Origin of the sequence: Ohtaekwangia sp. (genome assembly GCF_036568665.1) — a bacterium.
Classification (GTDB): Bacteria; Bacteroidota; Bacteroidia; order Cytophagales; family Cyclobacteriaceae; genus Ohtaekwangia.
This window is the reverse complement of sequence record NZ_DATCSD010000354.1, coordinates 25,210-49,725: the sequence shown is the minus strand read 5'-3', so window position 1 is coordinate 49,725 and position 24,516 is coordinate 25,210. Positions and strand designations below refer to the sequence as shown.

Below are 24,516 nucleotides of genomic sequence, written 5' to 3'. Positions count from 1 at the left end.
TCCTGTTGCAGAGCAGAAAATGTTCCTACAGGTTGCAGGTATATTTTCTTTTGAACTTCATTGGGAGAAACAGGTTTGAATTTTATGTATTGTTCAAATGACTGACCCTTCTCCTCATGCTCGTATAGCCAATCGCCAGGTTGTGGTTTGCTAAGATCAACATCATAGGTCTCCAGTTTTTTAATCAACGAAAGACCGACTTCCGCTTTCTTTGACTCCGGATGATGTGAGCAGGCCACAATAATCGCAAATGCTAACGGAATTAATTTCTTCAACATGCACTATATATAACACTTCGCCTGAAGGTACGAAAAATATCTCTGTTAACTTTTTGAGAAGCTGTAACTCATGCCTGCATCATTGAACGATATCTTATAATAACAACATGATGAATGATGCGATCGTGAACGGTGCTGTTATAAAGGTAAATATCCCCGTATAGCAGAAGACAGACCAATCACTGTCTTCCTGCACGACTCGTTAGGATGTATTGAGTTATGGTGCGATTTCCATAGTAAACTAAATCCGTACGTTGCAATATAAATCAGTTGGAGCCAATACAGGAATAAATACATCACCGAAGTCAGGAAGCTTCTGCGTTTTTCTATTAACGTGTAAAGCTGTAAGATATATATAGCATAAAGCATAAAGTAGAAAGCTGAAAGCAGAGGGTGGTGCGTACTTACTTTCCACTTTAGCTTTCCACTTTTTGCTCAGAAAACTATTAGCTAGCAGTTACCTTCTCCAGGTAATTTTTAAGGGAAGTGCCCACGATATAGGTCCATCCATCGGAGAAGCTCTTCCTTGCAAAATCAGGATTGTTGGCAGGGAATGTTTCGAGACCGGTGTGCGTGAGTTTCAGTCGTGTTTGATCGCCCTCTTTAAACAGCTCGAACGTTACATGCGAGTTGCCTTCATAGTCTTTGTAGCGCCAGCTATAGGTTAGCTTCTTGCCTTTCACTACTTCGGTTACTTTACAGAGATGTACATATACCGTTCCATCGTTGCCTTTTGCTGAGAACTGAAATTCGAATCCTACTTCCGCTCTGAACTCTGCCAGATCGAAATACCATTGTTTCATTTCACTTTTGTCGGTGATCGCTTTCCAAACGGAATCAATCGGTGCGTTGTAGGTCCGTTCGATAGTGAAGGGAGTGCTGTCCATGTTTTTGTTGTTTGATGTTTGAATAACGTCTATAAATTAAGAATCACAATGCTTTCAATCCCCGTGTGCGCGGTGACTGAAGAATGCAAATGGTCACGCTTATGCGTGCGGCCATACCGTTGTAGTTGTTACTTTTTGTTACCCTTTTTCTTTTGCTGCTTTTGTTTGGTGTTCAGATATACTCCCAGGGAGTCAAGCTTTTGATTCCAGAACTCACGGTATTGTTCTACCCAGTGGGAGACTTCGTTTAGCCTGTCGAGCCGGGCTTCGCAGTAACGCTCACGTCCCTGCTGTTTGATAACAATGAGTCCGCACTCGCTTAAAATTTTAATGTGCTTGGATATAGCCGGCCGGCTCACATCAAAATTCTCTGCCACGGCATTCAGGTTAAGTGTTTTGTGAGCTATCAAATGGATAATCTCCCTCCGGGTCGGGTCCGCAATGGCCTGAAATACATCTCGTCTCATAGAGTATATGTGTAACTAATCGGTTACAAATTTATGTGAAACCGTTCGGTTACGCAAGTATTATCGTTTTTTTTAGGACAAGTTAATATTTCACACTCCGGGCAGAGTGCGAAATATTAACAGCCAAGAAGGAAAAGAGATATCAAGAGGTTGATAAAGATTGTGCCTGCGCCAGCATCTGGTAAAATATAGGTATATCATTTTCGGGAAGCACTTCTGCCTGAAACCCGAAATCTTTTAACAGGTCGATCAAAGGTTCTGCCTGTACCCATCCAATGGAACATTTTACACGCAGTATCTTATCACAATCTTCCAGATCGAAGTTGGCAGTATAATTCACAAATGTTTTATGAATGCGGTCAATCAGCATCGCTGCCTGTCGTTGTTCTGTAACATTTGTTTTAAATACTTCTATCATGGGGCGTTGTGAATTTATTCCTGATCGAATATATACTCTACGTGAAAGTCCTTATCGCGATCGTACTTGCGTGTGATAACAAGCTTAATAGTGTATCGCCTGCAGAGCAAATCTAGTTGAATTGCCCGTGACGGGCAGGGGTGTAAATGCAGCAATTCAAGGGGTTGATTGCGACAGCACATTGCTTTAGTTTTGATTTATGAAACGGGACTTCTTTCCTGCGGGATTCAGGATTTTTTTTCCGGGTTGTTTACGAAATCATAAAAACTTTTAGCGCGATGAAACACATTTCAATTTTAATTCCGAGAGGAGCGATCCTGGGAAGCCTGGAAGGTACCCGGCAATTGTTCACGCAAGTGAACCAGTTTTTAAAGATGAAAGACGTGGCTCCGTTATTTACTGTGCAACTTGTTGGGCTGGACGAAGAAACAGTGGTGAGCGGTGGCTCCTATACGGTGCATGCTGATGTTCTTTTAAAAGATGTTACCAAAACCGATCTCATTATAATACCAGCGGTAGATGGTTCTATACCGGAAGCACTCGAGGCGAATAAAGATTTTATACCGTGGATTACCAAACACTATAAAGCAGGAGCTGAGGTTGCCAGCTTGTGTATGGGAGCATTTATATTGGCATCAACCGGTTTGCTGAAAGGAAAAAAGTGCGCTACACATTGGATGGCTGCGAACGAATTTAGAAAAATGTTTCCGGATGTAGAACTTGTTACCGAACGCATCATTACGGACGAGCGTGGTATATATTCCAGTGGAGGAGCGTTTTCGTATCTCAATCTTATACTATATCTTATAGAGAAATATGCGGGACGCGATATGTCGCTGTTGTCATCGAAAGTGTTTGCTATTGAGATTGAGCGCAGCAGTCAGTCACCGTTCATTATGTTTCAGGGACAAAAGGAACATGAAGATGAACCGATCCGCAAGGCGCAGGAATTTATCGAGAGTAATTTTCAGGATAAGATCACGGTGGACCAACTGGCATCGATGTTTGCCCTGGGCCGCAGAAACCTGGAACGCAGATTCAAGAAGGCAACATCCAACACGGTGGCAGAATATATACAGCGGGTAAAGATCGAAGCTGCTAAAAAAAGCCTGGAGTCATCGCGCGAAAATGTAAATGAGGTGATGTATAAAGTTGGCTATACTGACACAAAGGCATTTCGCACCACGTTCAAACGCATCACGGGGCTATCGCCTGTGCAGTATCGCAACAAATATAGCCCTATGCTTGAAGTAAATTGATTGCTGAAATATAGTATATGAGTAACGCTGAAATTTCGGACCCACTGTTTCGCGAAGCGGTAGAGGCTATTGATGCTGGCAATATATACCGGTTAGAGAAACTCTTGTCGCAAAATCCGCGATTGGTGCGTGACCGACTGGTATCAACGTGGGATGGATATTTCAAAGATCCGTATCTCATCTGGTACATCGCGGATAATCCCGTTCGAAATGGAAAGTTACCCGGGAATATAGTAGATATAGCACGACTGCTGATACAAAGCGTGAAACGTGAAGCTCCTGAAAGTGCTGAACAACAACTGGACTATACACTCGGTTTGGTTGCTACGGGCAGAGTGCCTCGTGAATCGGGTGTACAACTGGAATTGATCGATATGCTTATTGATGCCGGTGTTATACCGGGCACAGGTATAGGGGCATTGGCACATGGTAATAAAGATGCCGCTAACAGAATTCTGGAACGCGGTGGTACTGTAACACTTGCCGCTGCTATATGCCTGGAACGAACACACGATATAGCCTGGCTCTCGCAACGTTCAGGTATAGAAGATAAGAATTTAGCATTGGTGGCAGCCGCGTTTTATGGGCAGGCAAATATGGTTGCTTCACTTCTCGGTTGGGGTGCACAGGTAAATGCATATCCCGATGGTGCCGGTGGTTTTCATAGTCATGCCACGGCATTACATCAGGCGGTATATTCCGGATCGCTGGATGCTGTAAAGATACTCGTGGAAGCCGGTGCTGATCTGCAATTGAAAGATCATATATACCACGGAACACCTTTAGAATGGATAGAATATCTGCAGCGCGAAGATGGATATGATGATGCTGCCCGTGAGCGTTTCAAAATTATCGAAGCGTATCTCCGGGAAAGAGCTAACAAATAATTACTTTAGAAAATCAGTTATCGTTTTGTTGAATGTTTCCGGTGCTTCCATGTTCAGCATGTGTGCTACATTCGGAATCATTACTTCTTTTGATCCTGCAATGGACTTGTTCAGGAAGTGACTTACTTCGATGATGAACGGTATATCTTTATCACCATAAATAATCAGTACAGGATTTTCGATTGTATGTGCGCGATCGGCTCCTGTTTCCTCAGCGAAACTTACCCAGCGGTCGTTGGTGTGTTGCTGAAGATTTTGCAGTGTAGTAGTAAGTATATATTTGCGCGTGGCAGAATCTACCTGTTCCGGAGTGCGGAACGGGCCATCGCACCAGGCTTTTGTAAAGAGCGCTGCTGTTTTTGTATGATCGTCTTTCATAAAGGCGCTATCCAATGCTGTAAAGTAATAAAGACTGATCGAGTCCGGTTTAAGAACGTCTTGCCAACCGGTAAGTCCGGGCGATACCAGTATAACTTTGTCAATCTTCTTCGGGTATGCCAATACAAGATCTGTAGCACTAGCCGATCCATACGATAATCCGATCACACTTGTCTTGACTATATGCAGGCTGTCAAGCACAGCAGCGAGTACATCTTCCATCAACAGCGTTGTGTCCATGCCTGTAGTTTTTCCGTGTGCGGGTAGGTCAACCGTTATAACACGGTGGTTGCCGGTGAGTGCAGGTAACTGCGCATCCCACATTCTGCAGTCCTGTAACCCGGCATGTAATAAAAGTACCGCGGGTCCTTCACCACGACTCTCGTAGTATACCTTTATACCTCCCGCTTGTATATAGCCGCTTTCAACCTTTTCTTTTTTCTGGCAGGCAACAATAATCAATACAAGAAGCAAGATATAGCAGGATGATGTTTTCATACGGGTGAGGTTTGGATGGTATAACAAAAATAGTGAATTGCCGATAAACCATTTATGACATGTGTTACTCTATAAAAATAAACCCTGCATTCTTTTTTGAATGCAGGGTTTAAACAGGAAATGCTTGTTATCTCCTATATAAGTATGCGCTCCTGACTATCTTCTGGCCTTGAGTGTAAGGGGAGTCCGGGGATGTGCTGTTCTTCCTCCGGAAGATGTTTTTCTGAAAGCTTTTTGTTTATACTCCTTACCCAGATCAAAAAGTTCATCCACGCTATAGGTCGATTGTCTTACAAAGGTCTTCAGATCATCGTAAGTAGTAATCTCGCCCATGTTGTAAATGCTGTACGTATAATCAGCGCTGAGTGTCGGAAAGGTATAGGCACTGAGTATAGCTGGTATTTCGAGCTTCGGTATAGATTGACTGGTTCCCTTCGGCAGGATATAGTACCACGAAGAATACTCTCCTTCCGATGCCAGTGTCAGAAAATCAAAATCACCACTGGCGGTATAGGTAATTTTGTTATCGCTAAAGCTGGATGTTACATCGCCGGTTACATCACTCACGGCAAACGAAGTGGCGCTGCCTGCCTGTTGATAATAGATATCAGGCGACTCGTAATAAAAATCCCAATAATACATCGGGAATGCAGTGCCCGGGTAATAGTAATCCAGGGTTGTGCCGTTTCCGGAAGAGCCACCTCCGAGGCGGTATACTTCATCAAAATTGTTACTTGCCGTAAGTCCGAAGATATCGATGCTGGAAGAATATGTACCTGCCGGATTAGTGATCGTAGCTTTTGTTAATGGCGTACTTACCAGTGCCAGATTAACCTGGTTGGTACCGACTTGTATACCGGAATATAATCCGTAAGTAGGAGTTGCAGAATCGTCATAGCTGAATTTTGTTACCAGCAGTTTGCTTGGGCTTTTCAACAGTTTGATCGTAGCCGATGTAGTGCTATAGTCGGATGTAACTTCTCCGTTAGCGTAGAGGTTATAGTAATAGTTATCAGCAGCATTTTTAAGTGTCAGGTTAGCATTGCCTGCATACGTCTTGGTAATTGCATTGGTGTTTCTGAAAAAGATCCAGTTCTTTCCGCGCTCAATCTGCGACCATGTCCACAAGCGACTGGAAGTTCTTGTACTGCCGGTAACAACAAAGATCTCTGTCAGGAAAAAAGTAGTGCCGCTGAAATCAGCATTTTTGAGCTGGTAGCTTTTTCCATTTTCGTATTCGGTAGATGCAAGCACTTTACCGTTCTCGTCTGAAAGAAATACAAAGCCGCGTTCTGTATTGCTTCCGGTTGTTACCAGTTGATTGGAAGGTATAGTAAAGTTGAGAAGCGTGTTACTCACAGTAAATGAAATTTCCTTTTCAGAAGCATTGCCGGATTTATCGATCACCACTACTTTAGCAGTATGGCTTCCATCCGTTACGGTATTGGAATCCCATGTCAGATCATAGGGCGTTTGTGTCAGCGAGGCACTAACCTTGCCATCAATATATAGCTTAACACTATCAACTCCTGAATCATCAGAAGCTGTTATGCTTAGAGAAACTGTATTCCAGACAGTTGCTCCATCATCAAGACCAGATACAGAAACTTCAGGAGAAGTAGTATCCTTCACCGGATCATCGTCACTGCAAGAACTTAGAAAAAGAATACTCGAAACAAAAAGGACAAAGAGTACACTTGCGCCAAGCGCGTTTTTAGTAAAATGTAACATGGTTTATATAGTTAGAATAAAGGTTCATTATTGAGGCGTTCCGGCATAGCCCTGGTAGCTATCGATTTTTACAATGCGCGATATAGGTATATTTTATACAACACGCTTATGTGCGTGGCTGAAAATATAGCTTAATATCAATATCTTCACTATCCGAAATGTTATAGATAAGTTATGTTGCTGTTTTCCTCGATAAACTCCCTACCATCTATACCTATATTTATACCACCGGTATAAGTGTTATATATTGTAAATGATCTAAGAGGCTGAAACACAAGTGGGTTAATGAATACTGAATAACGAACACGGAACATCGAATGTTGAAGTAAAATACACTCCCACGGGCAACGATTAACAATTAACGAATAACAGAATTCGAATATCGAACAAGGAACACCGACCAGCGAATGTTGAAGTACGGATAACGGTTAACTGATAACTGATAAGACTAAAGCAAAAAAAAGCGACCCGTAAAATACAGGTCGCTTTATATTTACTATCTCTCTGAAAATTACCGGGAGAGTTCTGCAAATTCTTCTTCGCTTAATTCAATGGTGCCAGCCTGAATATTTTCGTGCAGGTGACCTACTGAACTTGTGCCGGGTATAAGCAGAATATTTGCCGAACGCTTCAGTAACCACGCTAATGCTATCTGTGCTGTGGTAGCATTGTGTTTTTTAGCAATGGCACCGATCTTATCCTGTAGTTTATCCGGGCCGGATGCCAACGGAAACCAGGGTATAAATGCTATGTTACGTTTCGCGGTGTAGTCAACAACTTCTTCCCAGCTGCGATTGCCGAGGTTATATAAATTCTGCACAGATACGATCGGTACAATTTTCTCCGCCTGCTCAATTTGTTTTATATCAACTTCTGATAATCCTACGTAACGGATCTTTCCCGCTTTAACAGCTTCGGCTACGGGTGCCAGTGTTTTTTCTACCGGTACATTGGCATCGATGCGATGGAGCTGCCACAGATCAATCGTGTCGACCTTTAAGCGTTTTAAACTGCCCTCTATATTTTCGCGAATATGATTGGGATCACCATTGGGAATCCATTGACCAGGACCCGGACGATTGAAACCTCCTTTGGTAGCAATCACTACACCTTTCTTATAGGGGTATAGTGCATCGGCTATCAGGCTCTCATTGAATTTAGGTCCGTATGCTTCTGCGGTGTCAATAAAATTTACTCCTGCTGCTACTGCTTCCTGCAGAACACGTATAGCGTTGTCGCGGTTAGGTGCATCGCCAAATACTCCGGTGCCGGTAAGCTGCATGGCTCCATAGCCCACGCGGTTAATGGAAAGTGTATTGCCAAGTTTAAAAGTGGATGTTGTTTTGAGTGTTTCCATGTTACAATAATTTTAAGAATGTATAGTATAAATGAAGTATATATTAATCTGTATAGGCGGTGGCTATCGTGAGCGGTTTCATGCGTTCGAACTCTTGCAGTGTCTGGGTAAATTTCTGCGTGGCGCGTTCGTAAGCGTCTTCTCCCAACAACAATCGCAGCGGGGGATTGTTCCCCGAAGCTACAGTAAATATTGCTTTTGCGGCCAGATCCGGATTGCCGGGTTGTTTTCCGTTGCGCACAATGCGGTTAAGTTTGGCTTTGCCCGATGTGTTTCGATAGTCTGCTATATCGTTGCGTGCCATAACAAGCGAGTGATCGAGAAAGCCGGTACGGAAATATCCGGGTTCAACAATCGTAACGTGAATGCCAAAGTCTTTTACTTCTGCGGCAAGCGCTTCCGAAAATCCCTCTACAGCAAACTTGGTAGCATTATATATACCGAAGCCTGCTGAAGCGCTGAGACCTCCTATAGATGAGATGTTCACGATATGTCCTGACCGTGCAGAGCGCATGCCGGGCAATACCAGGCGTATCATTCGCAGTGCTGCATGTACATTGATCTCGAACACACGCGCTATATCTTCCTGTGTGGCTTCTTCTATAGCACCGAGGTATCCAAAGCCCGCATTGTTGATCAATACATCAATACGTCCGTAATGCTTGATGATGTTGGTTATAGTATGTTTCACATCCGCTTCACTGGTTAGATCGAGTCCGATCACTTCCAGGTTGGGATGTTCCAATTTCGTCTTTGCTTTAAAACACAATGGCTCGCGGGTCGTGGCGATTACCTGTTGATTGTGGGCCAACAGGTATTTTACAAGAGCGAGCCCCAGACCCTGAGAAGCTCCCGTTATCAACCATACTTTTTTCATGTCTTTTTTTCTTTGATGCTATAACGGAAGCAGACACGCGAAAGTGAAGATTTATACCTTTTGAAATCAAAGATGGTATTATGAATTTCAAAGATTGACAGAACTCAAAGTTCAGAGTTCAAAGTTACCCCCGACCTTGAACCTGAAACTTTGAATTTTAAACTCGGAACAAAGAACTTTTAAAACCCCGTAGCCGTTGCCAGCGCTTCTACCGATTTCATATCCGCTTGTATAGCTTCTATCTTTTGCTCAGCAAACTGGTATGCATCGGAGCCGAGGAATAAATGTAGCGGAGCATTTTCGCTGCTGGCTAATTGTATCATCACGTCAGAAGCTTTGTCGGGATCGCCCGCCTGGTTTCCGTTATATACATCCTGGTGAAGTGTCTGCATTTCGCGCACCGATTTATAGGCCTGGATCGGATGCTTCGGTACGTTGAGTGAGGAAGCTTCGAGGAAATTTGTGCGGAAGTAGCCCGGTGATACGATCGTTACCTTGATGTTGAATGGCTTTACTTCTTCTGATAAAGATTCAGATAAACCATGCAAAGCAAATTTAGTAGCGCAATATATACCAAAGCCCGGGAAGGCGCCTGTAAAGCCTCCTATAGATGCAATGTTATAGATGTGTCCGGATTGTTGCTCGCGTAAGTGCGGTAATGCTTTGCGAATTACGTTGAGTGCCCCGAATACATTTACATCAAAGTTAGCACGTGCCTCGGCATCGGTTAATTCTTCCAACGCACCGGCAAGACCATAGCCTGCATTGTTTACCACGATGTCGATGTTGCCAAACTTTTTAATGGTTTCGCTGATCGCCTGCTCTACACTTGTTTCACTGTGCAGATCCATCGCCAGCGGAAGAAACGCAGCGGATGATGTATTTACAGCACGGGTGAGTTCCTGTATATTTCGCGATGTAGCAGCAACGCTATAGCCAGCAGTTAATAATTTTTTTACTAAGGAGAGTCCAAGCCCTTTTGAGGCTCCGGTAATGAACCATACTTTGTTTTTCATAACGCAGTTTTAAATAAGAGTTGATAATTACTTTTTGTTCATGAACGATGACACAAAAGTATAGGGCTGCGAAGAGGTAGGAGTTGCGGAGGTGAAACAGATTTTTGTATAATTCAAATAATTGGATGATTGGAGGATTGTAAGATTTAAAGATTGGAAGATTAAAAGATTGTAAGATTAGAAGATTAGGGTTTGGTGGAGTTCTTCTTTATCTCCTGGAGTAAATCACTTAATAGTCTGATCTGTGTTTTTTGATTGTTTACGATCTCGTTGATTTTCCAATACCATAGAAACAAGGCACGCAAAGCGAGAAATAACAGGATGCAAAATCCAATGGCCAGAACAAATACGAATAACTCTTGGAAGCCTACGCCACTTAGAAAGACTAAAATTGATTTCATGTTTTTTTGTTTAAGTTTTTCAGATCAGCAATCCCAGTCTCCTTAAAACACATTCAACAAATACTCTGCGTGGCCTTGGAGCGCTAATGGAACTGCAACAAGCTTGTATAGCTCTTACGATGGCGTCTGTAGTTTGAGAGGGAAACACCTTTTTTATTTTGTTAACAAGGTAATCAACCTCCCACGACTCGGTACATGAAAAGAAATTGGCATCTTCGCCTTTCTTCTTTTTGTTGTCGTAATCTGACCAGTTTTCTAATACTTTAGTTAGACTCATAATTTTAACGGGTTAAATTTTTAAACTAAAGTGCGTAGTTGTAGCTATCTCTAAAATTCTTTTTTCCGAATGCGTGGATTTTGTTTCCGAAGGATATCGTTTATACCTGTATAAATAAAAATCGGATGAGAATTGCTTCCCATCCGATACCGTACGATTCTTTACAGGATAATTCTATAAAACCACTCCCATGAGTTTATCAAGTTGAATGCGCGCGGTGAGGTAATCGTATACTGCTTCGAGGTAATTGGCCTGTGCTGTTGATAGTGCCAGCTCTGCATCCGTAAGTTCCAGTCGTGATGCTATACCATTCTTATAGCGATACTGAATGATGGTATAGCTTACTTGTGCTGTTTCGCGTACTACGGCTGTTGTTCTTAAACGCTCTACCGATTCCTGGCTGCGTGCTATAACATCGTGTACCTGCGCATGAAGCTGATCTTCTGCGTGGCGTTTTACCAATGTAGCCTGTTGTTGTGTGTAAGCCGCTTGCTTTACTTTCGCCTGGTTATTAAAACCGGCAAACAACGGTACGGTTACCTGCAGGCCTACATACGAAGACGTAGGATAATACGCTTGTCCATATTCAAAGCGATTGGTTTGCGACTGCACTTGATATTGTGCTACCGCAGCCACTACCGGCTTACGAAGTCCGGAAGCAACCTTTACCGATTCGCGTCCTATATCTTCGCGCAAGCTCAGTGCTTTAAACTCCGGGTTGTTCTGGCGTGCGTTGGTATATACGGTTGCTTCGTCCGGTATAGTTTCCGGGGCAGGCACGGTGAGTGAATCGGTGAGTGAAACTTCCTGCAGCGAATCAAGACCTATATAGGTTTTCAATTGCAGCGTTTGTGTTTCTACCGCATAGAGTAATTGTGTAAGTGCCGGCTCCAGGTTTTTAACCGATGTGAAAGCGCGCAGTGTATCTACCCGCAGTGCTTTACCTTGTGCGAACAGCGAGCGTGCATCTTGCAGCACACGCTTGTTACGGGTTATACTTTCCTGCTGCAGCTTAATGCGTTGCTCCAGTACTAATATAGTGAGGTACGTTTGCTTTACAGCCGCGAGTACTTCTATCTGCTTACTGCTGGCATTGGCCTCGGATTCACTCTCCTGCAAATGTGAGCGGCGCAAGGTTGGATAAGCCTGCGGATTGTAAAGCGGCTGCACCGCTGTAACAGCAGCAGCCAGTTGATCTTTACCGCCAAAGCGGCCATAAGGAACTTTGCCACCTTCAGTTGTTTCTCCAAAACCAAAGAAGGCCGGTAACTGAAAGTAATGATTGGCTGCTGCAGTAGCATTTACCGTAGGCAGCAATAAACTGCGCGATACTACACGTTGTTGCTTGGCTTTCTCTACTTCCAGTGTACTCACGAGTATCTCCGGGTTAGAAGACTTCGCGAGTGTGATGGCATTTTCAAGCGACAGTTGTTGTTGCTGCGCCTGTGCTCCTGATGTGAGGAGCAAGGCCAGCAGCACAACTGGTATATAGATAGATTTGATGTGTTGTGATTTCATAAGGGTAATTACTAAACGATAGCGGGATGACTCGGAGCACTGGTGCTCACATCTTCACTGCCTTCGGATTCTTTTACTTTATAAGGACGTGAGAAGTATGAGTATACAGAAGGTATAACATACAGGGTAAGTACACCGGCAAATACCAGTCCACCTACCACCGCTATACCCAGCGATGTACGGCTGCCGGAAGCGGTTCCCAGCGAGAGGGCTATAGGCAGTGTACCGAAGATCATCGCGAAGGTTGTCATTAATATAGGGCGGAAGCGTGAAGCGGCTGCAGCGAGTACAGCATCTTTTACCGACATGCCTTCTTCCTTGCGTTGGTTGGCAAACTCTACGATGAGGATACCATTCTTCGTGATAAGACCGATGAGCATAATGATACCGATCTCACTGAAGACGTTGATCGATTGCCCGGTAAACCAGAGGCTGAGCAACGCACCGGTGATGGCCATAGGTACAGTTAAAAGTATAATGAACGGATCGATAAGACTTTCAAACTGTGCAGCCAGTACCAGGTATATCAGGAGTATAGCGAATACGAAAGCGAAGATGAGGCTCGAACTGCTTTCAGCATAGTCGCGGCTTTGTCCACCAAGGTCTGTCGTAAATCCTTCCGGTAAAACTTTCTTGGTAATCTCATCCATCTCTTTGATCGCTTCACCCAAGCTTACGCCCGGTGCCGGTGTTGCAGAGATGGTTACGCTATAGGACTGGTTATACCTATATATAGCAGGAGGGCTCACATTTTCTTTCATGCTCACAAGATTGTCGAGCGATACCATCTCACCATTTTCTGCACGCAGGAAGAGTGAGTGTACATCGGCAGGAGCCAGGCGTTCTTTGCGATCGAGCTGACCGATCACTTCATACTGACGGTCGTTGTATATAAAGTAGCCGTAGCGTCTTCCGCTGAGCGCGAGTTGCAATGTGCGGCCTATCTCTTGTGTAGATATACCCAGTTGTGCTGCGCGCTGGCGATCGATCGATATACCTATCTCCGGACGGTTTACTTTAAAGTCAGGATCCTGGAAACTTAACTTTTTACTTTGATATACAGCACCCATCAATGCCGGCATTACTTTTACCAGTTCGGATAACTCCGGTGCCTGCACTATATATTGCAATGGTTGTGATGTAGTAAAGCCACCAATGGTCGGGAACTGTATCGGGATGATAATGACGTTTCTGAATTTACCCGATGCTGCTACCAGCTTTTCATAGATCTGCTGTTGTGTTAATCCACTGGCGCGATCTTTCGGATCTTTCAGGAATACCCATTGGAAGCCGGAGTTTACCGGTTGCGCCAATGTACCTACCGAAGCTGCTATACCTGCGTATGTTCTGTCGGCATGCAGTTCAGGGATAGAATCAGAAACAAAGTTGTTGATCTCCTTCATCGTCTGTTCCATGCTCTCGAACGAGGTACCTTCCGGTGCTATCACTGCGAGACCAATCATCGAGCGATCTTCGAGTGGTGCAAGTTCTGACGGTAACGTTGGTGCCAGTATCCATGCAAGACCTAATGATGCTACCAGGAGTATAAATCCAACCCAGCGTGCTTTGAAGAAGAAACGGAGTGATCGTTCATAACCATTGTTCAACGCTATAAACCACGGTTCTGTTTTACGGTATAACCAGTTATGACCACTGTGTGATTTTAAGAGGTATGCACTCATCATCGGTGACAGCGTCAGTGCGACAAACGCAGAGATCAATACAGACCCCGATACCACGATGGCAAATTCCTTGAACAATCTTCCGGTGATACCACCGAGGAAAAGTATAGGAAGGAAAACGGCTGCCAGTGTAATGGTGGTAGAGATAACGGCAAAGTATATTTCATTAGAGCCCTTGCGTGCTGCTTCGATCGGCTTCATGCCGCCTTCTATCTTGGCATATATATTTTCCAACACTACAATCGCATCATCCACCACCAGACCAATCGCGAGTACGAGGCCGAGGAGAGTAAGCACGTTGATCGAGAAGTCGGCTATATACATAATGAAGAACGAAGAGATGATCGATACCGGTATAGCTACCAGTGGAATGATCGTGCTTCGCCAGTCGCGCAGGAATATAAAGATGATCAACGCTACAAGTACGAAGGCGAGGATCAGTGTTTCTTCTACTTCAGATAATGAATTACGTACCGGTACAGTAAAATCTTTACCGAGCGATATAATATAGTCTTTGGGAGCAGAAGCAACGATCTCGTCAAAGCGATTCTTGAATTCATCGACAATGGCGAGCGAGTTGGCACCACGCTGTGGCTGTACGCCCGTGCCCACACCGTAGCGTGCTACCTGGCCTTCGCCAATGATCATGGCAGTGCGTTCATTCTGTGACGACATCACGGCTTCTCCTATATCGCGGAAGCGAACGATAGCACCTTCTTTCTGCAGAATGATCATGTTGTTGAAGTCTTCCTCCGTAACAAGGCGTCCTTCTGTGCGCAGTGATACTTCGGTATTTTCACCTTCAATCCGTCCGCTGGGAAGGTCAACATTCTCGCGTTGTAAAGCTGTTTGTACATCCGCAGGTGTAAGACCGTACGCTGCCAGTTTTATAGGGTCCATTCTCAAACGCATCGAGCGTTTTCTTCCGGCATAACTGTCAACCAGGCGAACACCGGGTATAGATTGTAAACGTTCCTTGATATTGATGTTCACAAAGTCCGTTACATCTTCCAGACTTTTCGTATTGCTTTCTACGGTGAGGAATACGAGTATATCACCAGGACCAGATTTTTCAACGATGGTTGGTTCTATATCTGCCGGCAATTGCTGACGCGACTTGGATACTTTATCGCGCACGTCATTTGCTACGGCTTCCAGGTCGGCATCGAGGTTAAATTCAACCGTAATAATACTCACCTGCTCACGCGATACAGACGACATTGCGCGTATACCGTTGGCTTCAGCTATAGCTTCTTCCAGTGGTTTTGTTACCTGCGATGCGATTATATCGGCACTCGCTCCGGGATATACTGTTGTTACCAATACGATGGGCGAATCGGTAACGGGATATTCGCGGGTTCCGAGAAAGGTATAGCCTACGATCCCGAAAAGTATAAGCAAAACTGACATCACTCCCGCCAAAACCGGGCGGGATATACTTACTTGTGAAATAGCACTCATAAAATTTCTTTCTTAATATATAGGGGTGTTACCAGCTTAGTTAATGGTAACGATATGTACCGGTGAGCCGGGTGTAAGGCGAAGTTGATTGGTGGTTACAACGGTATCGCCATTGTTCAATCCTTTCAAAATCTCGATAGCACTTGCGCTACGCTGACCGATCTCTACCGGTACGGGTTGAACTACATTTTTGTGTGATACAAATACAGTATATCCACCTACCGAAGGTATAACAGCCTGCGAAGGTATAGATAGTGTTTTGTTATCATCACCCAGCGATAACCGGAGTCTTGTACTCAATCCTGGTACCAATGATCCATCCTGATTTTCGGTAAGACCACGCACCAGTAATGAACGTGTACCTTCATTCAGGCTGGCAGAGCGTGCTACAATTTTAGTAGTATAGTCACGATGACCTGCCGGTGTAGTAAAGGACTGTACACTGCCGAGGTGAATAACGTTGGTATATTTCTCAGGCACAGAGAACTGTATCTTTACCACCTGGTTGTCTTCTATATTGGTTAATATAGTGTTTACCGATACGATGGCACCCGGGTGAACATTGATGATACCAATCTGTCCGTCAAACGGAGCTGTGATCTTTGCTTTGCGGATTGTTACTTGTACTTCGCGGATTTGTGCCTGTAATACATGCAGGTTTGTGATCGCTTCATCATAGTCTTGTTGCGCTACAGCTTCTTTTTCAAGCAAGTCACGAAGACGAGTTTCATTCAGCTTCGCTAATTTTTCCTGTTGCTGAAAGCGTTCCAGTTGAGCCTGCAGGTCAGCATCATCTAATTGAAAAAGCAGATCGCCTTTGCGTACACGGCTTCCTTCTTTTACCTGAACACGTTCTATACGGCGAGTCAATTCGCTTACGATGTCTACAGTTTGATTGGCTACTACCGTGCCGGTAAGTTCAAGTTCATCTTTGATAAGACCTGCCTTAACAATAGCAGCGTCTACCGGTGTGCCGACAAAGGCAGGAGCAGATTTTTTAGTGTCCTCTTTAGAGCCGAGGTTTTCTGCCTGCGTAGTGCAGGCCGCGAGAAGAGCAGAAAATGCAGCCACGCTTAGAATAGCATATGCGGCATGCAGAAACGGGGATTTGGGAGTGATTTGCATACGGGTTACTCGTTTTATTATTGATTTATTTAAGTTTTTCGATAGGTTAAGGCGCATCCGCGCGTTGTCGATTTTTGTTTCCATGGGCTTACAACCTATTTATTAATCGAAATGTTTCGATATGTTGAAAATATTTATCGATTTTTTTCAATAAATGATTTTGAGATGATTGTCCAAACATCAGTTAGCCTTTAAGAGGCTGCTGGAAATTTGATGTACTTGTCGATTGCTTTGTTATTAGCTGCTACTTTCATGAATTGACAATACAAAAGTAGAAGGTTACTGGCAGGTGAAACTTATATAGAAGAAACAGATTATTATAAAATTCAAACAACGAGACTAAAATTGGAAGATTAGAATATTGGAAGATTAGAAGATTCTGAAATTAGAATATTGGAATATTTATACTGTTGCCATGATCTTCCTGGAATTGAAATCACGATTGAATTTGTCTGAATCTTGAAATTTTTAAAGTCTTTCAATCTTTCAATCTTTCAATCTTTCAATCTTTCAATCTTTCAATCTTTCAATCTTTCAATCTTTCCTCCATCAGTCGGTTTTGAGATCCTGGAGAAACTCTATATAGTCTTCGATTATTTTATTATTGAGATTGTACTTCACGTTACGCCCTTCTTTTTCCTGGAGTATAATTTCGGTGTCGGTTAATTGCTTGAGGTGGTGAGCAATAGATGGTTGGGCGAGATCTATAATATTGCCGAGGTCTACACAATAGAGACAATCATTTTGCTTTTTTATCTCCTTTAATATGAGGAGTCGGTTGGCATCAGACAAAGCTTTTGCAATCTTTTCGGCCTTCTTGGAATTCATGGCGCATTAAAATTGATCGGGACAAATGTACAATTTGGCATTGGCAAAAGAAACCGGTCGGTATGAAACCAACTTTGCGGCCTCCTGCCTGCGTTTGGTGTTACAACAATTTCGGTTTGGAGAAAGGTTCAAAGTAGTTGCTGGTTACTGGCTACCGGCTGCTGGAAGCTATAAGTCTAAAGCAAAAAGCTGAAAGTAAATACACGGTATTCCCACTTTCAGCTTTATACTATATATTGTGTTCTGCGCCTATCTGCAAAATCAGCGGGAAAAAAATAATTTCCGGACCTCCCGGCTCACCGTCTTTCTACTTTCAGCTTTTCACTTTCAGCTTACCGACTATGATTACTACTAAATGAATCGCGATACATCTTCCAGCCTTTCGCAGTTTTCCGCCAGAGCACCAGGAATTTGCCATCATCGAACATAACGTTGTTAGCATCGAACGATTGCCACAGCCCTTCTTCTGTTACAAACTCATCACTGAGGCCATATACTTTAGTAGTAATGAATTTGCCGTTGCGTAACCCGATGTCTTGATACGCTGCGCGAAAGAAATGCAGTGCAGCATTTGGTCCGCACAGGGCAGGAGCACCCGGAGGCATAATGCAGCAGTCGTCTGCATAGCGCTCTATAAAGATAGAAGAGTCACCTTTTACAAAAGCCTGAAAGTATATATCGTTGCTGGCGGCAATGGCTTTCTTGGCTTCTTCAAGGCTCGTTGCTGTAGTAGATTGTGCAGAGTTGCAGGCCCATAGCCCAAGCGTGGTAATGGCTACCATCATTCCGATCAGGAGTTTGATTGCTTTCATAATGTGTTTCGTTTTGTTGTTCATATATATTGTACAACAAAACTAGCGCAGCCCTGCCTGCCGGAATTGTACAAAACGGAACAGCGCTGATTATTATTGAAGCGGGTAATTATTTCTTGAAATTAAACGTACTGATATCACTGTTGAATTTTGTGCTGTACGTTTTTGCCAGGGCGTTTTTCTCCGTATACCGATAGGTAAGGTCGCAGATGCGCCACAGCAGGTAATAGTGGCTTCGTTCGTTGGGATTAAAATGATCTTCGCGTTTCATAAAGTAATACGCTACTTCCCCCAGCTCTTTGCGTTCCAGGTTATAAAGAAAATTGTTGATCAGTCGTAATTCTTCATTATAGGTTCGTGTATAGGGCGATACGATGCTGGTGAAGATATTCTCATCTTTCGCCACCAGGGTATATACCAACGCAGCGGCTATACGGTTAATAACAAATGCATTCTTCGGATACTTCTTCAGCATCTGCATAGCGTAATATAGCGTGAGATCGTATTTACCGGCACGCAACGCACTTTGTATAACCTGCATTTCGGCCAAGGCTATACTTTTATATGAATCGGTTTGTTTGTCGAACGTATGCTGCGGCACAGGATAGTTAGCTGCTGCAAGGTAGAGCTGTCGCTTTTCCAGATCGGGGTGCGTTTGCAGAGAATCATACGAAAAAACATTTGTGCTGCCTTTGCGTGAAGCATTAAAGATGTTGGCCCTGTCGTTGAGCCAGTAACTTTGAAAAGGATACTGCGGACTATCAAACGGAAGAAAGAAATCCACACCGATCGGATATTTCGGTTTCTGTTTTTCTTTGAGCAGTTCCAGCAATTCTATAGCGGCTTGTTTTTGGTAGCCTGCCCGGCCTATATATAGCAGGCCAAGCGAGTCTGCTTGTGTTTCCATGGTGCGCGAGTAACGCATTACGTCATACGCAGTGCTTCGGTATTCTTCTATTTCTTCCAGGTCTATATTCCGGTTGTAGCTGAATACCTGTTGAGCAAACTTTTTTGATTTGGCACCGAGCCGCAAGGTTCGTTCCTTTAATATCTTTTCGCGAATATGCCCCAGTGCATCATGCGCCATTTCGTGTGCCAGTACAAACGCGAGCTGGTCTTCGCTATTGATATTCGCCAGCAGTCCGATGTTGATAACAAATATACCTTTGCCATAACATAGCGCGGTGAGGGAAGCATCGTCTGCTATCAATATGAAATGCTTCGATTCGCTGGTGATTTCATTTTCCTGAATGATTCGGTTCAATACACCGTCTACAAATTGTTGCAGCGTGTCGTCTATAATATAATAACCGCGCTTAATACTCTTCTTCATATTGGCCAGCCGCTCGCTGTTGATCGACTGTACCATATTATCGTTCCGGTAATCTTTAAAATCTGTCTGCGTCTCCACAGCAAACAATTCTTCCACCCGATCCATCATGTCCTGCGAGCGGCCCGTAGATACTTTTCGGATCGTATAGTTATACGGATACTGTGCGAAGCATACTGAAGTTATCAGCATGCAAAGCAATACGTTGTATACAGTACGGAAACTTTTAAGAGGATGCATACGAAATTCAAAAATATTACCAACCTTGTTGAATAAAAAATTATTTTCAACAACAAATGCTCTCGAGGGGAATGGAATACAAGTTATTTCTGGATGATATACGATCGGTTCAAATGATATATCCCGAGGCCAAGGATACAGATTTTGTAATTGTTCGATCGTATGATGCGTTTGTGAAAACTATACAGGAAACAGGGCTTCCGGCATTTATCAGTTTTGATAATGACCTGGGATGTAATGCTGATGGAACTTTGTTACCGGAAGGATATGATGCTGCCAAGTGGCTGGTGTATGAAAGCGAACTCGATCTTTCAGCTTTGAAGTTTTATGTACACTCATCAAACCCTGTAGCAAAATCCAATATTGAATCGTTGCTAAATAACTATATCCGATTTTTGAAGAAAGAATAGCAGGTGTTGTGAAATATATAGTTACTCCAGCGATTCCATATACCGCGAGGGCGTTGTGCCGAATTGTGCATGAAAAGATTTACTGAAATATTTAGGATCATTAAAGCCCACGGTAAAGGCAACCTCCGAGATTGTCATTTTCTTTTGACGTAATAACATCTCGGCTTTCTTCAGGCGCGTAGACCGGATCAGGTCGATCACCGATAAACCCGTGAGCATTTTTACTTTCCTGAACAACACCGGTCGACTCATGCCGATCTCCGATACTAATTTTGTAACGTTAAAATCAGCATCGTTCAGGTTAACATCTAATATACCCATTAGTCGCTGGAGAAATTTGTTATCCGGATCTTCTACTTCTTCGTGTGGTGGTTGCAGGGTAACGATCTTCTGGTATTTCTCTTTAAGTTGTTCGCGCATGGCGAGCAGGTTCCTGATCTTTAGCAACAGTATTCTGCTGTGGAATGGTTTGGTAATATACTCATCGGCCCCGCAATCTATACCTTCAATCTGATGTTCGGCTGCACTGCGTGCTGTGAGCAGTATAACCGGTATATGCCGGGTGCGTTCGTCATTTTTTATATGGCGGGTAAATTCAAGTCCGTCCATAGCAGGCATGGCAATGTCGCTGATAATAACATCGGGTAAATTTCGTCTGGCCAGTGGCAGGGCTTCGGATCCGTTGGCAGCTTCCACTACATTATAATGCGTAGCAAGTATATCGCGTATGCAGCTTCGTATTTCAGCATTGTCTTCTACCAGTAATATTTGATGTGCCGATGCCCGTGTACTTTTTATGGCGACAGGTTGATCAGGACATACCGGTATATATATCGATGCAGTATGTTTTTCAGTCGTGCTATCCGGAAATATAGCAGGTGCCTCTGCTGACGGAAGATGAACCGGCAGGGTAATAACAAACCTCGTAAAACCGGATTGCCCCAGTTCTGCTTCCTGGCTTTCAACGGTAATGGCACCGCCATGCAGATCAATTATACCTTTGGTAAGCGAAAGGCCTATACCAAACCCGGCTTCGCGAACACCCGCATTTTCAACCTGGAAGAACCGGTTAAATATTTTCGGAACATCCGCTTCAGCTATACCAATCCCGTTGTCTTCCAGTATAATTTTTACGGATGAAGGTATATTGGCTGAAGCTATATCTTCTTTGAATACTGCCAGGGAAATGCGACCACCACCCGGAGTAAATTTGAATGCGTTGTAAAGTAAATTGTAAAATACTTTTTCCAGTTCATCGCGATCGTAGCGCAGGTATATAGCTTCTTCCGGTGCCGTAAAATGTAACTGAATGTTGCGGGCCTGTGCATACTCTGTGCAGGTAAAGATAACTTCCTGCAGGAGCGCGATAATATTTCCTTCGGCTGTTTTCAGTTTAAGTGTGCCTGATTCCTGCTTTTGAAAATCGAGCAATTGATTTACCAGTCGTGTAAGACGGCCGGTGTTGGATTGTATCGTGCGCAATTGTTTCTGCAAAACCGGTTCGTTTGCCTGCACATGTTCTATAGCCTGTTCCAGCGGACTAACCATCAGCGTTAGCGGTGTGCGAATCTCGTGTGCAATGTTGGTAAAGAAGTTAAGCTTGGCTTTATGAAGTTTATCCTGCTGATCTTTCTCCATTTGTTCAATCTTCAAATCGTGCACCAGCTTCCAGCGCATTTTATTGAACCGAAGCAGTGCATATACCAGCAGCAGTATAATAGCGCAATATATACCATAGGCCCACCACGTTTTCCATAAGGGCGGTAGTACGGTAATTTTCATTTGTACAGGATGTTCGCTCCACACGCCATCGTTGTTGGAGCCTTTTACCAACAAAGTATATTTGCCGGGACTCAGGTTCATATAGGTGGCAATGGGTTCACTAACATAATTCCATTGCTCTTCAAATCCTTCCAGTTTATAGGCATACCGGTTCTTACCCGGATGAATAAAGTTGAGTGAAGCAAATTCAAGGGAAAATATATTCTCGCTATGGGCAAACTCCAGGTTAGCGGTTTGTGAAAGATTGGTGTGAAGTATACTCCCGGCACCGATCGTTACTTCTTTATTGAAAAGTTTCAGCCGGGTAAATTGTAACACCGGGGGTGCTGCATTTTCGCGAATGCTATCCGGGTGAAATTTAACGATACCATTGTAACCTCCGAAGTACATAAAGCCTGCTATATCTTTGTGAAAGGAGTTGAAGTTAAACTCACTGCAGATAAGGCCATCGTTCTTGTTATAGTTTTTGCAGGTAAATGTAGCAGGATCAAAACGCGATAATCCGTTCTCGGTGCTGATCCAGAGTATACCACGCGCATCTTCCAGTATACCATTTACTGAATTGCCGGCAAGGCCATCATCCACGGTAAAGGTGCGAAAAGTATTGTCTGCTGTTTTTAGTTTCAGTCCTGTATCGCGTGTGCCAACCCAAAGCCGCTTCTGTTTGTCTTCATATACACAAAGTACATACATGTTATTTTGATTGCGCGCATTCACGTATCGTACAAATGTATTTTTACCGCGCAGTTTTTTATTCAGACCCGATACAGTGCCTATCCACAGATTGTGCTCACGATCTTCATATATATAGGTAATGCCATCGGAACTAAGCGATGTAGAGTCTGCTGCGCGATGTTCAATTTTTTCGAAAGTCATCGTCTTTCGATTGAGCCGGCAGAGCCCGCCACGATAGGTGCCGATCCAGAGGTTGCCATCCGTATCCCTTTTCAGATCGTAAATGCGATCGTCCGGCAGTGAAGCAGTATCCTGTGCGTTATGAAAATAGCGTTGGATCTTTTTACGCCTGAAATCATAAAAGTTTAATCCGTTGATTGTGCCGATCCATAAACCATTATCCTCCCGGAGCAGACATTTTATTTTATTATGACTAATGCTGTTCGCGTCATCCGGATTATGTTTGAACTGGGCAATGATCTTCCCTTTGGTATTCTGGCAAAACAAACCATTCCCATCGGTGCCGATCCAGAGATTATGCTGATCGTCTGTCATAATAGCACCGGCTATCTTATAGATCTCGCGATTCTGCTGATCCTTCAGATTGATCTTTTCAAATTGTCGCGACAGCGGACTATAATAATTTACGCCACCGTAAAATGTACCGATCCAATGCGTGCCCGATGGATCTTTAAAAATAGACCGCACGGAGTTATCACTCAGCGATAAATTGTTATCCGGATCATTTCTGAAAAAATGTGATGTGCCGCTTCTCAGGTCATACGTATATAATCCTTCCAGCGTTCCTATCCACAGCGTGTGGTTATCCCGTTGTATTACGCGTACGGTTTCAATATCGCGGCCTTCGTTGTTTTGAAAGGTGAAAGAAGTTATGTTGCCTGTGTTCGGGTCAAGTACTTTAATGCCGCTTTGCTCAGTGGCTATGAGTATATTTCCCTGGTCGTCTTCCAGTATACTGTTGATCCAGGTTTTCCCTTGTATATGAGTGGAGTGTATAGGGTAATTGATGAAAGTATATTTCCCTGAAGCTTCAACCAGTTTGCTTATACCTTTGGTTGTGCCCACCCAGAGGTTGCCGGCATGGTCAGTATATAGTGCGCGTATCTCATCATCAAGCAAACTGCTTGCTATAGTATCACTGTGCCGAAAGTGTATAAACCTCAGCGGGTCTCTTGATATCACTTTTGATAGTCCTCCGTGCGTGCCGATCCAGATCGTTCCGTTTTTTGTTTCATGTATAGCGGCAATATGATTGTTGTGCAGCCCCTCGTCTGAATCAGGATTGAGTTTGCCGCGCACAAAATTATCGGAAGCTGCCCGGTATATATTTATACCTTCGCTCGTGCCTACCCAGAGTTGCTTTTTACTATCAACCAATAAACAATGTACACTGTTGCCGGAAATACTTTGCGGGTTGTTGGCTTCATGCCGGTAAGTCCTGATCATGCGGGAGTCATAACGGTTCAATCCATCGCGTGTACCAAACCACATAAAGCCATCGGCATCCTGCGTAATAGCAAAAACACTGCTTTGCGAAAGACCTTCTTCAATGCCCAGGTGGTCGAACGTTACCTTGCTGGCCGGCTGTGCAGAAATATAGCATGGGCTGCATGCGAGTAAGGATAAAAGCATCACCATCCGGAAAAAAATCCTTCCCATAGGCTTTTTTGTTTTTAGGGTTCAAACGTTGTAGTATCCGAATTTAGAAACATTTGGTTGTAAAAGCCAGCCGGTTATTGCGTGGAGCCTGCCACATGGAAGCAGGTAAACGGAAAAAGCACTGGCGAACAGATTTTACACATTATTGATCGTTTTCTCCACCTGACGCTCCCGCTGTTGTGCTTCTTGCAATAAAATAAAGTAGTGCCACCAGTAGGTGTGGTGATGTCTGTTTTTCGTCC

The 24,516-nt window shown here is 43.8% G+C and carries 21 protein-coding genes; 3 read left to right on the top strand and 18 right to left on the bottom strand.

The genetic code is table 11. The annotated features are described in order from the left end of the window. The 4 genes from VIN08_RS20375 to VIN08_RS20360 form a co-directional block, all read right to left on the bottom strand. A partial coding sequence (locus VIN08_RS20375; protein WP_331968984.1) for a hypothetical protein occupies window positions 1-278 on the bottom strand: 278 nt, incomplete at its 3' end. Window positions 279-724: 446 nt separating this feature from the next. Beyond that, window positions 725-1,165, bottom strand: a complete 441-nt coding sequence (locus tag VIN08_RS20370) for an SRPBCC domain-containing protein (protein WP_331968981.1) — start codon at window positions 1,163-1,165, stop codon at window positions 725-727. Between the two features lie 128 nt (window positions 1,166-1,293). Beyond that, a complete protein-coding gene (locus VIN08_RS20365; RefSeq protein WP_331968978.1) occupies window positions 1,294-1,632 on the bottom strand; it encodes a metalloregulator ArsR/SmtB family transcription factor in 339 nt (112 codons plus the stop codon). A 142-nt stretch (window positions 1,633-1,774) separates the two neighbouring features. Continuing rightward, window positions 1,775-2,050, bottom strand: a complete 276-nt coding sequence (locus VIN08_RS20360; RefSeq protein ID WP_331968975.1) for a hypothetical protein — start codon at window positions 2,048-2,050, stop codon at window positions 1,775-1,777. 278 nt (window positions 2,051-2,328) lie between these two features. Here VIN08_RS20360 and VIN08_RS20355 point away from each other — a divergent pair, with 278 nt between their 5' ends. Next, window positions 2,329-3,309 (top strand): GlxA family transcriptional regulator, encoded by a 981-nt coding sequence (locus VIN08_RS20355; protein WP_331968972.1) that lies wholly within the window; start codon window positions 2,329-2,331, stop codon window positions 3,307-3,309. A 17-nt stretch (window positions 3,310-3,326) separates the two neighbouring features. Further along, window positions 3,327-4,196, top strand: a complete 870-nt coding sequence (locus VIN08_RS20350) for an ankyrin repeat domain-containing protein (protein WP_331968969.1) — start codon at window positions 3,327-3,329, stop codon at window positions 4,194-4,196. Here the strand turns inward: VIN08_RS20350 and VIN08_RS20345 are convergent, their stop codons facing one another. The 13 genes from VIN08_RS20345 to VIN08_RS20285 form a co-directional block, all read right to left on the bottom strand. Next, entirely contained in the window at window positions 4,197-5,072 is an 876-nt protein-coding gene (locus VIN08_RS20345; RefSeq protein WP_331968967.1) for an alpha/beta hydrolase, read from the bottom strand. It lies immediately after the preceding gene. 156 nt (window positions 5,073-5,228) lie between these two features. Next, on the bottom strand, window positions 5,229-6,803 hold the full coding sequence (locus tag VIN08_RS20340; RefSeq protein ID WP_331968964.1) for an Ig-like domain-containing protein: 1,575 nt from the start codon (window positions 6,801-6,803) through the stop codon (window positions 5,229-5,231). A 511-nt stretch (window positions 6,804-7,314) separates the two neighbouring features. Continuing rightward, on the bottom strand, window positions 7,315-8,160 hold the full coding sequence (locus VIN08_RS20335) for an aldo/keto reductase (RefSeq protein ID WP_331968961.1): 846 nt from the start codon (window positions 8,158-8,160) through the stop codon (window positions 7,315-7,317). A gap of 43 nt (window positions 8,161-8,203) precedes the next feature. Next, entirely contained in the window at window positions 8,204-9,037 is an 834-nt protein-coding gene (locus VIN08_RS20330) for an oxidoreductase (RefSeq protein ID WP_331968958.1), read from the bottom strand. Between the two features lie 179 nt (window positions 9,038-9,216). Further along, window positions 9,217-10,053, bottom strand: a complete 837-nt coding sequence (locus VIN08_RS20325) for an SDR family oxidoreductase (RefSeq protein ID WP_331968955.1) — start codon at window positions 10,051-10,053, stop codon at window positions 9,217-9,219. Between the two features lie 185 nt (window positions 10,054-10,238). Next, window positions 10,239-10,454 (bottom strand): hypothetical protein, encoded by a 216-nt coding sequence (locus VIN08_RS20320; protein ID WP_331968953.1) that lies wholly within the window; start codon window positions 10,452-10,454, stop codon window positions 10,239-10,241. A 19-nt stretch (window positions 10,455-10,473) separates the two neighbouring features. Further along, window positions 10,474-10,731 (bottom strand): hypothetical protein, encoded by a 258-nt coding sequence (locus VIN08_RS20315; RefSeq protein ID WP_331968950.1) that lies wholly within the window; start codon window positions 10,729-10,731, stop codon window positions 10,474-10,476. A gap of 174 nt (window positions 10,732-10,905) precedes the next feature. Continuing rightward, window positions 10,906-12,249 (bottom strand): TolC family protein, encoded by a 1,344-nt coding sequence (locus VIN08_RS20310; RefSeq protein WP_331968947.1) that lies wholly within the window; start codon window positions 12,247-12,249, stop codon window positions 10,906-10,908. An 11-nt stretch (window positions 12,250-12,260) separates the two neighbouring features. Beyond that, window positions 12,261-15,392, bottom strand: a complete 3,132-nt coding sequence (locus VIN08_RS20305) for an efflux RND transporter permease subunit (RefSeq protein ID WP_331968944.1) — start codon at window positions 15,390-15,392, stop codon at window positions 12,261-12,263. Between the two features lie 36 nt (window positions 15,393-15,428). Next, the gene (locus VIN08_RS20300) at window positions 15,429-16,517 is read right to left on the bottom strand and encodes an efflux RND transporter periplasmic adaptor subunit (protein WP_331968941.1); all 1,089 of its coding nucleotides are present in this window, start codon (window positions 16,515-16,517) and stop codon (window positions 15,429-15,431) included. Window positions 16,518-17,066: 549 nt separating this feature from the next. Beyond that, window positions 17,067-17,345 (bottom strand): metalloregulator ArsR/SmtB family transcription factor, encoded by a 279-nt coding sequence (locus tag VIN08_RS20295; protein ID WP_331968938.1) that lies wholly within the window; start codon window positions 17,343-17,345, stop codon window positions 17,067-17,069. A 332-nt stretch (window positions 17,346-17,677) separates the two neighbouring features. Next, window positions 17,678-18,157 carry a nuclear transport factor 2 family protein gene (locus VIN08_RS20290; protein WP_331968936.1) on the bottom strand — a complete coding sequence of 160 codons (480 nt, stop codon included), beginning with the start codon at window positions 18,155-18,157 and terminating at the stop codon, window positions 17,678-17,680. A gap of 109 nt (window positions 18,158-18,266) precedes the next feature. After that, window positions 18,267-19,679 (bottom strand): M48 family metallopeptidase, encoded by a 1,413-nt coding sequence (locus VIN08_RS20285; RefSeq protein ID WP_331968935.1) that lies wholly within the window; start codon window positions 19,677-19,679, stop codon window positions 18,267-18,269. A gap of 119 nt (window positions 19,680-19,798) precedes the next feature. Between VIN08_RS20285 and VIN08_RS20280 the strand changes: the two genes are divergently transcribed. Further along, complete coding sequence (locus tag VIN08_RS20280) at window positions 19,799-20,137, top strand: cyclic-phosphate processing receiver domain-containing protein (protein ID WP_331968933.1); 339 nt, start codon at window positions 19,799-19,801, stop codon at window positions 20,135-20,137. A gap of 21 nt (window positions 20,138-20,158) precedes the next feature. Here VIN08_RS20280 and VIN08_RS20275 read toward each other — a convergent pair whose 3' ends face one another. Beyond that, window positions 20,159-24,274, bottom strand: coding sequence for a two-component regulator propeller domain-containing protein (locus VIN08_RS20275; RefSeq protein ID WP_331968931.1), 4,116 nt, complete (start codon window positions 24,272-24,274; stop codon window positions 20,159-20,161). Between the last annotated feature and the right edge of the window lie 242 nt (window positions 24,275-24,516).

What these genes read in the sequence shown, in the direction of transcription:
- VIN08_RS20370 (WP_331968981.1), bottom strand. Translation starts at nt 1,165, where the DNA reads ATGGACAGCACTCCCTTCACTATCGAACGGACCTACAACGCACCGATT.
- VIN08_RS20365 (WP_331968978.1), bottom strand. Translation starts at nt 1,632, where the DNA reads ATGAGACGAGATGTATTTCAGGCCATTGCGGACCCGACCCGGAGGGAG.
- VIN08_RS20360 (WP_331968975.1), bottom strand. Translation starts at nt 2,050, where the DNA reads ATGATAGAAGTATTTAAAACAAATGTTACAGAACAACGACAGGCAGCG.
- VIN08_RS20355 (WP_331968972.1), top strand. Translation starts at nt 2,329, where the DNA reads ATGAAACACATTTCAATTTTAATTCCGAGAGGAGCGATCCTGGGAAGC.
- VIN08_RS20350 (WP_331968969.1), top strand. Translation starts at nt 3,327, where the DNA reads ATGAGTAACGCTGAAATTTCGGACCCACTGTTTCGCGAAGCGGTAGAG.
- VIN08_RS20345 (WP_331968967.1), bottom strand. Translation starts at nt 5,072, where the DNA reads ATGAAAACATCATCCTGCTATATCTTGCTTCTTGTATTGATTATTGTT.
- VIN08_RS20340 (WP_331968964.1), bottom strand. Translation starts at nt 6,803, where the DNA reads ATGTTACATTTTACTAAAAACGCGCTTGGCGCAAGTGTACTCTTTGTC.
- VIN08_RS20335 (WP_331968961.1), bottom strand. Translation starts at nt 8,160, where the DNA reads ATGGAAACACTCAAAACAACATCCACTTTTAAACTTGGCAATACACTT.
- VIN08_RS20330 (WP_331968958.1), bottom strand. Translation starts at nt 9,037, where the DNA reads ATGAAAAAAGTATGGTTGATAACGGGAGCTTCTCAGGGTCTGGGGCTC.
- VIN08_RS20325 (WP_331968955.1), bottom strand. Translation starts at nt 10,053, where the DNA reads ATGAAAAACAAAGTATGGTTCATTACCGGAGCCTCAAAAGGGCTTGGA.
- VIN08_RS20320 (WP_331968953.1), bottom strand. Translation starts at nt 10,454, where the DNA reads ATGAAATCAATTTTAGTCTTTCTAAGTGGCGTAGGCTTCCAAGAGTTA.
- VIN08_RS20315 (WP_331968950.1), bottom strand. Translation starts at nt 10,731, where the DNA reads ATGAGTCTAACTAAAGTATTAGAAAACTGGTCAGATTACGACAACAAA.
- VIN08_RS20310 (WP_331968947.1), bottom strand. Translation starts at nt 12,249, where the DNA reads ATGAAATCACAACACATCAAATCTATCTATATACCAGTTGTGCTGCTG.
- VIN08_RS20305 (WP_331968944.1), bottom strand. Translation starts at nt 15,392, where the DNA reads ATGAGTGCTATTTCACAAGTAAGTATATCCCGCCCGGTTTTGGCGGGA.
- VIN08_RS20300 (WP_331968941.1), bottom strand. Translation starts at nt 16,517, where the DNA reads ATGCAAATCACTCCCAAATCCCCGTTTCTGCATGCCGCATATGCTATT.
- VIN08_RS20295 (WP_331968938.1), bottom strand. Translation starts at nt 17,345, where the DNA reads ATGAATTCCAAGAAGGCCGAAAAGATTGCAAAAGCTTTGTCTGATGCC.
- VIN08_RS20290 (WP_331968936.1), bottom strand. Translation starts at nt 18,157, where the DNA reads ATGAAAGCAATCAAACTCCTGATCGGAATGATGGTAGCCATTACCACG.
- VIN08_RS20285 (WP_331968935.1), bottom strand. Translation starts at nt 19,679, where the DNA reads ATGCTGATAACTTCAGTATGCTTCGCACAGTATCCGTATAACTATACG.
- VIN08_RS20280 (WP_331968933.1), top strand. Translation starts at nt 19,799, where the DNA reads ATGGAATACAAGTTATTTCTGGATGATATACGATCGGTTCAAATGATA.
- VIN08_RS20275 (WP_331968931.1), bottom strand. Translation starts at nt 24,274, where the DNA reads ATGGGAAGGATTTTTTTCCGGATGGTGATGCTTTTATCCTTACTCGCA.